This is a genomic window from Pseudoalteromonas sp. TP27, from assembly GCF_056470645.1.
The window spans coordinates 244,361-257,629 of the sequence record NZ_JARDAK010000003.1; the positions used below are offsets into that span (position 1 = coordinate 244,361).

A 13,269-nucleotide genomic window follows, 5' to 3' on the forward strand; every position below is an offset into this window, starting at 1 on the left:
GCTCGCAAGCTAAAACGTTACGGTAGGCGCTGAGATTGCTCGCGCGAGAAGCGAAGCTTCTAATTGCTAAAGCGCATTTAAGGATGGCACAAAGGTAATAAGTAATACGGGGTGAAAAAGCAGTTAATTATTTAGTTACTAAAACAGCGCCTTACTTTGTAAGGCGCTACAGTAAATTTACTCTTTGGTTTGCATATTTTTAGCGCGCTCTTCTGCATCTATCAATGCTTGCGATTTAGGGGCGCGTTTTTTCTCTTCTATTTTTGGCTTTTCAGTCGAGTCAGGATCCCAACTTGAATCTAGCGATAAGTTAGCAAATGGGTTGCTACTGTCTGCTTTTTTAGGGTCATTTTGTGGCTCATCAATTTGCTGTGCTGTTTGTGCTTGCTCAGGTATCGCGTCTTCTTTTTTAGGCATTGGCTTTTCACCAGGTAATGGTGCGTTTGGATTAAATGTACGCACTTCTGGTTCTTTAAAATCTTGCTCAGTTGTATACAAAGTCGATTGAGCGTCAGATATTTGCTCTGGCGTATGTAAATCTACAACCGGTTCACTCGCTGTTACTGGCTCAGGAGTGCTAATAACTGGCTCTACAGTGTTATGTTCGGCCTCTATTGGCTCATGCTCCGTTATTTGGGCTGCATGGTGTTTACGTTGTTTTTTTACTGGCTTTGCATCGGGATCAAAGTCGCGTACCTCTGGCTCATTAAAGCTGCTGGCATTTTTAATACGCTCTAAGGTTGTTTTAGCGGCGGCTTCAAACTCGGCAGTGTTAGGCTCAGGTTTTTGTTTTACTTTGTTAAATGTAGCTCCGCTTGCTTGCTCTGAGATATCAGTTGGGTTAAGAGGTGTAGGCTCACTTTCGCTTGCTTGCGCTTGAGTTGTTAAGGTGTTTGGCTCATTTGTACTTGGTGTAGCTGTACTTTTAACATCAACATCAGCATCAACATTTTGCGCCATATCCGTAGGCTCTGACTCTTTGTTTGCTGCTATGTTGCTTTCAACTATCTTATCTACTTGGGTTACTTTATTAATTTCAGCAGGCTCAGCATCAATCTCTTCTGTTGTTTTTACAGGTGCAGTTGTTTTAATTTCCGCTTTAGCTGGCGTAGTAATTTTTTCTGATTTAACTTCAGGTTGAGCCACGATAACGGGTGCTGCCGTTGCTTTACTTTGCTTTGCACGGCGCAGGCGCACGACTACCATAGCGCCAATAAGTACCACTATAACAAGTATTAAAGTGGGTAAAAGTAACGAGCTTGGGCTCTGTGCTACAGGTTGTGGCGCAATTACTGGCGCTGGTTTAGTTAACACAGGTGCTGGCTTTACAGGCGTAGGTTGAACGTTTTGCTCTGGCGTCGCCGGTTTTACTTGCTCTACTGTTGCTTCGTTTTTTTGCCCTGTAATTACTTGCTCAGGTGCTGCTTTTGTTGGCTCTGCATCAATTACTATTTCGTTACTGTTGGTATTTAGCTGATCGTTTATTTGTTGTTTTTGATCATTAGTTAAATTAAGCGTTTGCTCGTTGATGCTTTCTTTAACAGCTTCTTCAGTAGGTTCAATAACGGGGGTAGGTTCAACAATTTTAGTTTGTGGCTGAATAACAATAGTGGGCTCAGGCTCTATTACTTGTGGTTTAGGTTGTGCTTGAATCTCTTTTGGCTTATTACAGTTATTTTTGTAATCACGCACTGCCTTACGATATTTTTGACTCGCTTTATTATTACTATTTTGCTGCATTTCTTGTTTAATTAAAATGCACATAGCTTCGTTGTATGCAGCACTTTGCGCACTATAAAATAAGGCAAAGCAAAGGGTAAATCTAATTAATTTTGATATCATAAAGTTATGTGCGCTTAAATATTAATAGTTTGATTTTAAGCGCAAAATTAAAAATTATCTAGAGCAAGTTAACTTAAGTACCACTAATCAATGACCATTAAACTGCGATATTCATCGTAAGCAAATTGGTCGGTCATACCGCTTATATAATCTTGGATTAATCTACAACGATAATAAAACTCGTATGCAGCAAAGTGATCGGGCTCTTCTTGCATGGCATCTATTGCGTGTTGGTAGCTATTTAAATGTTTTTTAGAGAGCTTTTTAACAAGGCGCGACTCTATTAACAGGCGTGAGTCGCCATTGAGTGCGCGCTTAAAGTCATCGCTGTTTAATTGCAGTAGTGGTTTGTAGCAATCGAGTAAGCCGTTGATTATTCGATAGCCTTGTAGCTCTAGTTTTTCGACTTCTTTATTTGAAAAAACATGCTCAAGCGCCACCTGTTTTAGCGTTTTGGTTACAGCGTGTAAGTGGCTTCTGTCTTCTAAAAGTGCGTGGTTAAAATCGCCATGATAAATAGACTCTATATTTTCGATAAAGCGCTTAGCAGCATGATTAACCAATGGGTGTAAAAGTGCTACGCGTAGGTAGATAAAAAACTCACTGTTAAAATTATATGGCTGTGCTTTGGCGCGATCGAGCGCGTAATCTACGGCTTTATCTACAAAGTTTAGATGTTCTGTATCGTCTATTGTTAGGTTTATTAATGCTTTTTTATAATGGCTTTTAAGAGCTTGGCATAATTGCTCGGTGCTTATTATGTCTTTTTCAACGGCGTCTTCTATGTCGGCTAAGCAGTACGAAATGTCGTCGGCGGCTTCCATAATATAACTTGCCGGATGGCGGCAGTAAGGCTCAATAGTGAGCTCATTTTGGAGTGCTTCAACAAAGGCTTTTTCGCTGTAGTAGTAACCTACTTTTTTCATTAAGTAATTTTTATTTTGCGGAATATCTTTTGTATCAAGCCCTGCTGGGCGGGTGTATTTTAAAATACCGGCACTTTGGCTATACGTTAAATTAAGCGTTTGCAAAGAATGAATTATACGTATGCCTTGGGCGTTGCCTTCAAAGTTACAAATATCAAGCGCGAGGTGTTTAAATACAACACCTATACCAGTGTTTGGCTCTTTACAGCGCTCGGGTGTTACGCTTACTAGGTTATTATTAAACCAGTGGTTAATAGCCGCTTCGCCAAAATGTCCAAAGGGTGGGTTGCCTATGTCGTGCATTAGGCAGGCCATTTCTACTAGGCTTTCTAGCGGGCGTTCTAGGTCGGTTAAGCCGTAATCTTTTTGTTGTTGATAATTTAAGTTGGCAAAAATACGTTGCACTATAAAACGGCCAACTTGTTGTACTTCAAGCGAATGGGTAAGGCGCGAGCGTACGGCTGCATTGCGTTCAAGTGGAAACACTTGAGTTTTTTGCTGCAGCCTGCGAATAGCGGCACTGTTAATAATACGGCCGCGGTCGCTTTCAAGCGCCATCTGTAAGTTAGAGGTGGTGCGATACATACGTGCTGGCGTTATTTTTTTACTAAAATCTATGGTCATCTTTGTTTTTATCCTTGTTTACATTGATGACTGGCATAATTTTTAGCACATCGTCATTCGTTTTTGTAACCGGCTGTTATTCGTCTTTAATATACAGGGTTTAATCTATCAGTTTGTATCATAAAGTAACAACTTGCTTTAAAATAATTTTTTGAGTAATTGTTGTGCATTTATAGGTGTTTATAATGAAGCAGTGGATTTTAAAGGCAGTCTCAATTTGCCTATTATTAGGGATGAACAATGCGTTTGCTGCAAAAGAGCAAACAGTGGTGCTTATATCAATTGATGGCCTGCGTTGGGATTATATTGAAAAACACGGCGCGCCAAATTTAAAAGCAATGGCGGAGCGCGGTGTTCGCGCACAAAAGCTAATACCTGTTTATCCAACTAAAACATTTCCTAATCATATTTCTATTATTACGGGCTTATTGCCGGTAAATCATGGCATTGTAGATAATAACTTTTGTGATAAAGCGCGTAAAAACGACTGTTACAGCATGGGCAAAGCATTGGGCGATAGCACATGGGTAAAGGGTATTCCGCTTTGGAATTTAGCAAAAATGCAGGGGCTTAAATCAGCTACTTATTTTTGGCCTGAGTCGGATGCGCGCTTTAACGGCATGACACCAGATTATTTTTATCACTATTCTAAATACAGCGATTACCAAAACCGTGTTGATCAAATTCTTCAGTGGTTAAGTTTACCTAAAGCACAGCGCCCGCGTTTTATTGCGAGTTACTTTTCGCTAGTTGACAGCATGGGCCATGAGTTTGGGCCAGACGCACCACAAACACGTGATGCTGTTAAACAACTTGATGAATTAATGGGACAATTACAAGCTCGCTTAAGTAAATTAGAGCAAGAAGTAAACTTAGTTATTGTGTCGGATCACGGTATGGCGAGTATAGATCCAGATAAAAGTATTGATGTAACCACACTCCCTGAAGATGAAAACTTTTTAGTTAAAAATACAGGCCCACGTTTACTTATTTATACTCAGCCTGATGCTAAAAACGCTGATATTGAAGGTTACAAAGCGCGTTTACGAGATGCGTCAAACGGTCGTTATACAGTATTAACTGACGAGCAATTAGCAGCGTACCATTACAATAAAGGTACGCGTGTAGGCGATATTGTGGTGCAAACTACAGCGCCAGCGGTATTTACTAATGGTAAAAAGCCAACCTATTTAGGCACTCACGGTTATGCATATACTGATGATATGGCAGCATCATTTATTGCGGTTGGTCCTGCGTTTAAGCAAGGTGTAAGCCTTAAGGAAGTAAGTAACCTTGATATTTACCCAGTACTTGCAAAGGTGATGGGGCTAAAATTATTAAACAAAGTAGATGGCGATGGTAAAACATTAATGCCAGCAATTAAGCAAAAAATAGTTGTTCACTAAGTAGTTTTTATTGTGATGTTCAAAGCGGCTACTTAGCCGCTTTTTATGTTTAATCGATTAGTTATTTACTCTCTCCCCTTACTTATAGCACTAGTAAAACCGAGCTCGTCGCTTTGCAAAGTAAGCACAAGTTGATGGCGTTCGCATATTGCTTTTACGGTTGCCAAGCCTAATCCAAACCCTTCTTTTTGCCTCGCCGGATCGCCTCTATAAAAACGCTTGGTGAGTTGTGATAATTGCGCGGTTTTTACGCCGTTGCCATTATCGCTAATATTTATATGATTACTGGTAAGTGTAATATGTATCGCTGCGCCATTACCTGCATATTTTATAGCGTTTTCGATTAGGTTAAATAAAGCCTGAAAAAGTAGGTTTTTGTCGCCTTGAAGTACTAAGTTACCCTGATTAATTACACTTATATGCTGCTGATTTTGCTGTGCACTTGGCTCTAGTATTTCTATTAGATCGTTAATAAGTGTTTGGCAGTTTATAGGCTCTAACTTTAACGGAAATTGCCCGTGCTCAAGGCGAGTCAATTTAAGCATGGCATCAAAGGTATGTAATACGGTATCAAGCTGCTCTATTTCAAGCCCAAGCTCTGGTTGTTGCACTACTTGGCGCTCTAGTTGCAAGCGCAATCGAGTAAGTGGGGTTTTTAAATCGTGCGCTATGTTATCGGTAATGCCTTGCACTAAGGCAAAGTTTTCTTCGATGGTGTCGAGCATGGTATTAATGTGTTTGGCTAGTTTTACAAACTCATCGCCTTGTTGTTTATGTATTACTCGCGCCGACAAATCACCTTTTTGAACTTGTTCTACTACATCATTAAAATAATTTACACGTCTTAAATGCCTGCGCGCAAAAATATAGCCAAACACACAGGTAAGTAACAAACTGACCAAGCAAGCCCACGTTGCAATGGTTTTAAATTCAGTAATTAAGCGACTTAAATGCTCGGTGGCTGTGGCAATAACAACATTGCCATGTTGAGTATTCACAATACCGGTAGTAAGTAATCTAATTTGCCCTCGTTGCGTGTCGAGTACCGGAAATTCAAGCGTGTTAGGCAGCTTTGGTATGTCGTTTGGTAAAAAACTTAATTGTTGAAATTGCTCATCATCGCTTTGCCAAAATATTAAAATATCGCCTTCGTTACGAAATACCGCTAATTGCTGAAAAAAAGACGTTTTATCAAACTCATTCGCGAGTCCTTCAATGCGTACTTGCTCGGCGTTTAAGCGCCTTTCTACTTGGCGTGTTTGCTCGCCTAATAACAGCTGATATATAAGTACAACGCACAGCACTAAAACAATTGATGTAATAGTGGCAAAGGCGAGTGTAAGTCGCCATACAGAACTAAAACGCGGGTTAAATTGTTGCCAAAGGTTGCTGTTAGCAATCATTATTTTGCTCTACTTGTAATCGGTAGCCAACGCCTCGTATTGTTTCTATTTGTACTTTTGCACCAAGCAATGATAGTTTTTTACGTAACCTTGCTATGTGTACATCTATTACATTTGTGCCAGGATCAAAATTATATTCCCATACCGACTCAAACAACAAAGTGCGCGTAACGAGTTTGTTTTTATGATCGAGCAAAAAGTGTAAAAGTTTAAATTCTTTAGGTTGTAAGTTAAGTGTTTGCCCAGCTACATCTGCTTTATGATGACGAAAATCGAGGTTTACGTTTGCTAAACTTAATGCGGTTTGCGGTGGTTGGTTATGAAAAGGGCGCTTAATTATGTTTTCTACACGAATGGCTAATTCTGAAAAGGCAAAGGGTTTTATAAGGTAGTCGTCTCCACCGGCTTTTAGCCCTGCAACTCGGTCGTCTACTTTATCAAGCGCCGAGAGTATTAGTACAGGTGTTGTTTTACCTGTTGCTCTAAGTGCAGCAAGTACTTGCAAACCATCTAACTTTGGTAGCATTCTATCTAATACAATAACGTCGTGTTCTTCGCATGTAGCAATTAATAATGCTTGTTGGCCGTCTTGTGCGGTATCTACGGTGTAGCCTAGCTCGCTAAAGGCTTTGTATAAAAACTCGCGGTTTTGTTTGTCGTCTTCAACCAAAAGTAATTTCATTAATTGCCCCAACGCAGTAGTGGTAGGTTTTTACCTGTGGCAAGGTCAATGGCTTTTTTATGACGCCCTTTTAACGATACAAACGTGGCAACCATATAAGTTACGCCCATATCTTGCTCAAGTTGAGCTTCTATTAAGTATTGTGTTTGCGTTGAATCTAACGACTCGACAAGTTGATACATGCGGTAATCTTTTTTACGCATTAATTTAGCGGCTGCTACTTCGTCGTCTTCATCAAGCTCTGGCGGGGCATATTCAAGTTCAATTAGTTTACCTTTTACATCAACTAATAATTCAATAAAGCGATTATGTTTTTGCTCAAAAAGTGTTACCTCGTAGGTGGTTTGTCCTTTTTCGAACTCTAGCTCAAACTCTACAATAACGGCTGTATTTAGGTATTCGGTTTCTATATTTTTTAAAATACTTTGTGGTGATGGCTCGTTTGCATTATTAAGTTTGTCAAAAATTGCAGAGCTGCTTGCATGGCATAACCCGCTGAAAAAAAATAAGGCGCTCAAAAAAAAATGTTTCATGTAAGTATGCTCTTGTTTGAATGTGTTTAGCCTACCAAATAAGAGGGCTAAACACATTTATTTAGTCGTATGATTTATTCTTTATATCAGCGCTTTATATTGCTTATGGGGATTAGTCATCTAAAACGCATGCTCTTACTTGGTTGCTTGCAACCCATTGGCATTCTAATTCTACCGTTTGATTTAAATATTGCGTTAATGAGTTATCTTCACTTATGTAACCCCAAAGTGTTGCTTGCTGATTTTGATTTGCTGACACTAAGCCGGTTAAGTTAATCTCACTTGTATCGTCTTCTAGTTCAACTTCGCTTACGCTGTTTTGCTCATTGTTATAAGTGCCTTCAAGCTCAACCCACTGACCATCAAGGGTATTAACCGATAATCCATCTTCAAATACAGTTTGGCTATTAAATGTAAATTCAATGCCATTTATTGTCGCTATATTTTGCTCGTAACTAACAACGCCGGCTACCGAAAACTGCTGATTAGTTGTATTTGAGTTGATGTTTGTTGATTCAAATTCTATTTCTTGAGCGAGTAATTTATTGTTGGCTTGCTGCCATACACCATCGACCTCAACAACTTGACCAACAACAAGATTAGCGGTGGTGCCATCTTCAAATTGAGTTTGATCATTAATGCTAACTTGCCACTGCGAGTTTAGTGTTATTAAGCTCATATTGTTATTTACAAAGGTGATTACGCCTTCAAGTTCGGTGTCTATATTATCGGTGAAACTAAGGCTTTGCTCTGCATCAACCTCGGTTGCGGTAAATATTGCATTATTATAAAAACCTTCAACCTCAACAAGTTGACCATTACTCAGCGTGCCGTCTATATCAGCTTGTTGGTAGTTAATAACTAAATCACCTAAATTAAATGTGCGCAACTGCTGGTTTAAATTGGTGATACTGCCTTGCACTTCAAGCTCTGATTGGCTGTTAGTAATAGGGGCTTGGTAGGTAACCGTTAATGAGTTTAATGAATGACTGTAGCCACTAATTTCAAATAATTGCCCTTGACTAAAGTCGCTGCTGTTTAAGTTACTAAGCGTCACACCTGCAATACTCACCTGGCCATTTTGTATATTAATAGGGCCTTTAAATACAGGGTCATACTCTATTTCGGTTGCGCTTGTACCATTTGTTTCTACTTCTACCATCATGCCTTGTTTGATGTTTGCAAGGGTAGCGTTATTGCCATCTACTTCTATCTCAGCTGAACTTGCTGTAATAGTATGATCGTTCACGGTTATTGAATCCGACGTTACACCTGTTACTTGCCCAATGATCACACTTGGTAAGTTAGCTGTAGCAGCTAGCTCGTTGCTGTCGTTTTTTGACGAACTACTTCCGCATGCGCTTAACGCAAGTGTAATAGCACTTAATGAGATTAGTTTTGCTGTATTTTTAATTGATTGGTTGGTCATAGGGAACTCCAAGTTAATAACTATTGTTGATGGAGCCAGTATACTTAACCATGTATATCAAGAAGGTGGACAGAACATTAATTTTTGTTAATGTTATAAAAAAGAGCGCGTAAGCGCTCTGCAGGGAAGAACATGTTAAAACTTTAAAGCGAGCTATTTAACCCACATTTTTATTGGGCAGCTTATTTAAAGTTAGCAATACTTGTTTTTGTCGCAGTAACCGTGCGAATTGCATGCGCTTGGTTTGTAATACCAAATGCAATACCGTTTACGCTCCAATTAGGATTCGAGAAGTAATCGTACTGAGTTGCGCTACCGTAAACGTGCGGGTAAGCCATAATACTTGCAAACTCATTTTGTACGCCATGGCCCATACCATCAACATATACACCACCAGACGTATCACCTTGTTTGCGTGAATGCGCTAAACCTTGGTTATGACCAAGTTCGTGTACGAAGGTAGTTGCACCACAATCAATAGCGGTAATTGAGTACATACGACTGCTCATTGAGCTGTATAGGTTGCCATTAGTACCTTGACCAACCCATGCTAAACCACATGAAATAAGCCCATTACCAGCACTTTGACCAGTGCCTAATACGGCAACCATGTCGGCTTTCCAATCGCTGCGCAAACCATCTACGTAGCTACTATTTGTAATTGAATCTAACCAATCTTCAGACGGCGTTACTGCGTAGTCACCTAGGTTTTGCTTACCAGCTAAGCGTAGTGTTATATCAACGCCATTTTGGCTATATACCTGGTTACTAAAGGCAATTAGTTGATTGATTTTAGTATCAATATTGCTAGTTGCAGCCGCTGATTGATCGGTATACAAAATACCGATATCGATGGTTTCTGCTTGAGCAATACTTGCTGCACATAATGCCGCAGCCAGTGCGGTTGTAGTAATTACTTTTTTCATTGTTGTATTTCCTTACTCTTGTTGTGGTTGGAACTTGTTTTTAATTTGCTTGGTTGTCTGAAAAGCAGACACACTAACGCTGCCCTATAGTGCGGCTTTGGTTGTTTTTTATATTTTTTGGTTAGCCATCAATTTTTGGTGCAAATATATCGATGTTTTTATCTGATTTGGGTTTTGGGGCTGTTACTTCATGCTCTATATGGCTTTTGTATAAATCGCGCTTTGCTGCAATCCATCCGTATTTACCTTTACTTTCGAATACATAGTTGCCAGAGGGCGCAGTAAATTGGCCATATACGGCATCTTTACCTACTGTTAAAACAGTATTGTGCATACGCCCATCAACACCCACTATTTTGCCAAATATGCTCTTATCGCCATTTTCAGATTCAACCACATTAGTCACTTCGGCGGTGAATGTTTCGGCTGTTTGAGGAATAGCTAAATCAAAGTTTTCGCCAGTCTCTAACGCCTGCAAAGAATTTAAATCAAACTCAATATAGGCTTCGTTATGTAAGTCGGTAGGTAAAACTTTTGCGTTTATAAGCACTTGCTTTGCTTTGTCGGATAGGCGATTTACGGCATCAAATTCTTCAAACGGTAAGTTGTTGTCAGGGGTAACAATGTGTTTAACAGTAATTGGATCTTTGCTCATATCAATAGGGGCTGGGGCGTGTGTATTGCGTGTTTTTTGTAAATCAATAGGAACAAAATCAATTGCAACGGGCGCTATAGGCTCTACCGCTTTATCTGTATCAAAAAATAGCCCATAAACTGCAAATGCCGATAATGGTATAGCAATTAGTAAGACGACAGATCTCTTCATTCGTTTCTCTTTTAGTGTTTTTGGTTAACTATTTGTTACGTTTTATATTATTAAATAGATTAGATCAAGATAATAAATGTAACCGAAAAGGATTAATCATAAATATCATAATTCCTTATAAAGTATAGGGATATTTATTTTTGGCATGTTTTTTACTCTTTTTAGTATTGGTTATTTGTAGGGTTTATACGGGGTTTGGCGCGTTTGTGGGTACTTGTTTGTTTAGTTAAATACAATGGTTAAAAGTGACTTATTAACGTTAATTACAATGAAAAATAAAAAGTGAATTTATTTCACCTTTTGTAAACCAATCGCTAATTGCAATGTAATTATCGGGCACGTATGTTGTGTGCTGCATAAATGCATTACGAGGAATTTATGAAGGTGTCTGATCAGTTGCTTAACCGAATTACAGCAGGACTTGTGGCTGTCATTATTGGTTTTTCTAGTTCTATTGCACTGATTTATCAGGTAGTGATAACCCTTGGCGGTACGCCAGATTTAGTGGCTAGTTGGATTTTAATGCTCGGTTTAGTAATGGGTATAACGTCAATTGGCTTATCGTACTATTACAAAGTACCTATTTTAATTGCGTGGTCTACCACCGGAGCGGCATTACTTATTTCAAGTGCGCAGGGCTATAACTTAAATGAGGCCATTGGCGCATTTATGCTTAGCGCATTGCTGGTGTTTTTGTCGGGGGTGACGGGCTGGTTTGAAAAAATAATGAACCGTATTCCAAGTGAGCTTGCGTGTGCCATGTTGGCAGGTGTACTTGTTACCTTTGGCATAGACGTGTTTAATTTTATGAACGACATGCCGTTAGTGATTGGCTTAATGGTTGTTATGTACTTTATTGGTAAACGCTTTTTTGCTCGTTTTGCAATGTTAAGTGTACTTATTATAGGTGTACTACTTGCTTGGCAAATGGGCCATATTGATACCAGTGCACTGCACTGGAAAATGAGTGAATTTACTTATATTGAACCTGTATTTCACTTGCAGGCATGTATTAGCATAGGTTTCCCTCTTTATATAGTTACCATGACTTCGCAAAATTTACCGGGCATTGCTGTTTTAAAAGCGCATAAATATAAAGCGCCTATATCGGTTACCTTAAACGTGACTGGTTTTGTGAATATATTCACAGCGCCATTTGGCGCGTACTCTATTAATTTAGCCGCTATTACTGCAGCTATTTGTATGAGTGATGAGGCTGATAAAAATCCTGACAAACGTTATTGGGCAAGTATTGCCGGTGGTGTGTTTTATATTTTAATGGCGCTGTGCGCAGCTTCATTAGTTGGGTTGGTAGCAAGTTTACCACAGGCACTTATTTTAGCTTTGGCGGGCATTGCGCTATTTGGCACTATTGCTAATAGTTTGCAGCAAGCCCTTGGTAGTACTGAATATACTGAGGCCGCAATAGTCACTTTTTTAGTAACTGCATCTAACTTAACATTGCTCTCTGTGGGGTCTGCTTTTTGGGGGATTATAGCAGGTGTATTTACGGTAATGATCACCCGAAAAGACTAAGGTGACTATTGCTTTAAAAATAAGGTTTAAAAAATAAAATTAAAGGCTGTAACTGCAGCCTTTAGTTTTACAAAACAGGGTTTATCTAATCATAAGTATGATGGCGAGTTATGCTAAACCGATTAAGAAAATGGTGCATAACGTATACCGCACATAAACTTAAAATAATCGCTACAGATACCGAACTAAAACGGTATAAGGCACTGTAAATAATATCTTGCCCAGGACCAAGTGATTGCCCAAATAAAATACCAAAGGTAGTTAACACACCAAAACCAATACCCGGCGCGCCGCCTCCTAAAATATGATAACGCGAAAAAACAAACGATAAGATCCACAAAATTAATACAGGAAAAAGTAAAAAGTCAGAATTATTATACAAAACTAGCTGTGATAAAAGCGCTATGTTACACCCAATAAGAGTACCAATAGCACGATACCAACCAGCCATTCCAGCCGCTTTCCAACATAACGAAAATAAAATAAGCACAGATGCAGCTTGCGCCGAAATAGAATCTTGTAAATCTAAAACCTGAAAAACCACAAACGAGAGTGTTGCCACCGTAGAGCAAAGCAACACTTCATGGCGAATACTTTCTTTTGCTTTTGAGGGCATTGCACGCGCTGGGCGAGCTGTAACATCAGGAAATACAGCGTGCATTAAAACAGCGAGTATTACAGATAATAACGTCGCATACCCATTACTTAAAATAAGCGGATATACACTACCAGTGCCGGTAACATAGCTTGAAAAGTGTAGTTGCACAGATAACCCAACAACCCCTAACGCGCCAAATAAAAATGCACCTCCGGTACTCATTTTATAAAATAAAAGACAAAATGCGCCAAATACTAGTAGCCCCATTATTACAGGCAAATGCGAAAATAATCCCTGTATAATTAACACTACAAAGGCACTAAAACCAGCAGCTGCAAAAAATTGACGCACAACGCTTCTGCTTAATGTAGGGACTAACCCTAATAGCAGCATAGGATAAACCGTAAAAAAGATGCCATAAGGCCAATTCATAAGCTTATTTATAGCAAAGCCAAGAGTGCAACCGCCTGCAATGCGCAGCGCTTGACGCAGACCATTTGAGTCTAATTGTGGCCCTTGGCTAACAACTTGAGTCATA

11 protein-coding genes are annotated in these 13,269 nt (G+C 39.4%); 2 read left to right on the plus strand and 9 right to left on the minus strand.

Features of this window, described 5'->3' with window-relative positions:
- Positions 1-177: 177 nt before the first annotated feature.
- Together PX700_RS05725 and dgt are read right to left on the minus strand one after the other, a co-directional pair.
- Positions 178-1,842 carry a cell surface protein gene (locus PX700_RS05725; RefSeq protein ID WP_479520137.1) on the minus strand — a complete coding sequence of 555 codons (1,665 nt, stop codon included), beginning with the start codon at positions 1,840-1,842 and terminating at the stop codon, positions 178-180.
- Positions 1,843-1,925: 83 nt separating this feature from the next.
- Positions 1,926-3,392, minus strand: a complete 1,467-nt coding sequence (gene dgt / locus PX700_RS05730) for a dGTPase (RefSeq protein ID WP_479520138.1) — start codon at positions 3,390-3,392, stop codon at positions 1,926-1,928.
- 185 nt (positions 3,393-3,577) lie between these two features.
- Between dgt and PX700_RS05735 the strand changes: the two genes are divergently transcribed.
- On the plus strand, positions 3,578-4,798 hold the full coding sequence (locus PX700_RS05735; RefSeq protein WP_479520139.1) for an alkaline phosphatase family protein: 1,221 nt from the start codon (positions 3,578-3,580) through the stop codon (positions 4,796-4,798).
- Positions 4,799-4,863: 65 nt separating this feature from the next.
- On the opposite strand, the gene PX700_RS05740 is transcribed toward PX700_RS05735, so the two are convergent.
- The 6 genes from PX700_RS05740 to PX700_RS05765 form a co-directional block, all read right to left on the minus strand.
- Positions 4,864-6,201, minus strand: a complete 1,338-nt coding sequence (locus PX700_RS05740; protein WP_479520140.1) for a sensor histidine kinase — start codon at positions 6,199-6,201, stop codon at positions 4,864-4,866.
- On the minus strand, positions 6,191-6,883 hold the full coding sequence (locus PX700_RS05745) for a response regulator transcription factor (protein WP_479520141.1): 693 nt from the start codon (positions 6,881-6,883) through the stop codon (positions 6,191-6,193). The genes PX700_RS05740 and PX700_RS05745 overlap by 11 nt, the downstream gene beginning before the upstream one ends.
- Entirely contained in the window at positions 6,883-7,416 is a 534-nt protein-coding gene (locus tag PX700_RS05750; protein WP_479520142.1) for a hypothetical protein, read from the minus strand. The genes PX700_RS05745 and PX700_RS05750 overlap by 1 nt, the downstream gene beginning before the upstream one ends.
- Positions 7,417-7,528: 112 nt before the next feature.
- Positions 7,529-8,845: a DUF5666 domain-containing protein gene (locus tag PX700_RS05755; RefSeq protein WP_479520143.1), complete on the minus strand. Its 1,317-nt coding sequence runs from the start codon at positions 8,843-8,845 to the stop codon at positions 7,529-7,531.
- A 182-nt stretch (positions 8,846-9,027) separates the two neighbouring features.
- Positions 9,028-9,771: a zinc-dependent metalloprotease family protein gene (locus PX700_RS05760; RefSeq protein WP_479520144.1), complete on the minus strand. Its 744-nt coding sequence runs from the start codon at positions 9,769-9,771 to the stop codon at positions 9,028-9,030.
- 121 nt (positions 9,772-9,892) lie between these two features.
- The gene (locus PX700_RS05765; RefSeq protein ID WP_479520145.1) at positions 9,893-10,597 is read right to left on the minus strand and encodes a hypothetical protein; all 705 of its coding nucleotides are present in this window, start codon (positions 10,595-10,597) and stop codon (positions 9,893-9,895) included.
- A 378-nt stretch (positions 10,598-10,975) separates the two neighbouring features.
- On the opposite strand from PX700_RS05765, the gene PX700_RS05770 reads away from it, so the two are divergent.
- Entirely contained in the window at positions 10,976-12,133 is a 1,158-nt protein-coding gene (locus tag PX700_RS05770; RefSeq protein WP_479520146.1) for a benzoate/H(+) symporter BenE family transporter, read from the plus strand.
- A gap of 85 nt (positions 12,134-12,218) precedes the next feature.
- On the opposite strand, the gene PX700_RS05775 is transcribed toward PX700_RS05770, so the two are convergent.
- Complete coding sequence (locus PX700_RS05775; RefSeq protein ID WP_479520147.1) at positions 12,219-13,268, minus strand: DUF2955 domain-containing protein; 1,050 nt, start codon at positions 13,266-13,268, stop codon at positions 12,219-12,221.
- Position 13,269: the final 1 nt, after the last annotated feature.

Coding starts and splice junctions, on each gene's coding strand:
- PX700_RS05740 (WP_479520140.1), bottom strand. CDS start 6,201: ATGATTGCTAACAGCAACCTTTGGCAACAATTTAACCCGCGTTTTAGT.
- PX700_RS05745 (WP_479520141.1), bottom strand. CDS start 6,883: ATGAAATTACTTTTGGTTGAAGACGACAAACAAAACCGCGAGTTTTTA.
- PX700_RS05725 (WP_479520137.1), bottom strand. CDS start 1,842: ATGATATCAAAATTAATTAGATTTACCCTTTGCTTTGCCTTATTTTAT.
- PX700_RS05750 (WP_479520142.1), bottom strand. CDS start 7,416: ATGAAACATTTTTTTTTGAGCGCCTTATTTTTTTTCAGCGGGTTATGC.
- dgt (WP_479520138.1), bottom strand. CDS start 3,392: ATGACCATAGATTTTAGTAAAAAAATAACGCCAGCACGTATGTATCGC.
- PX700_RS05755 (WP_479520143.1), bottom strand. CDS start 8,845: ATGACCAACCAATCAATTAAAAATACAGCAAAACTAATCTCATTAAGT.
- PX700_RS05760 (WP_479520144.1), bottom strand. CDS start 9,771: ATGAAAAAAGTAATTACTACAACCGCACTGGCTGCGGCATTATGTGCA.
- PX700_RS05765 (WP_479520145.1), bottom strand. CDS start 10,597: ATGAAGAGATCTGTCGTCTTACTAATTGCTATACCATTATCGGCATTT.
- PX700_RS05775 (WP_479520147.1), bottom strand. CDS start 13,268: ATGACTCAAGTTGTTAGCCAAGGGCCACAATTAGACTCAAATGGTCTG.
- PX700_RS05770 (WP_479520146.1), top strand. CDS start 10,976: ATGAAGGTGTCTGATCAGTTGCTTAACCGAATTACAGCAGGACTTGTG.
- PX700_RS05735 (WP_479520139.1), top strand. CDS start 3,578: ATGAAGCAGTGGATTTTAAAGGCAGTCTCAATTTGCCTATTATTAGGG.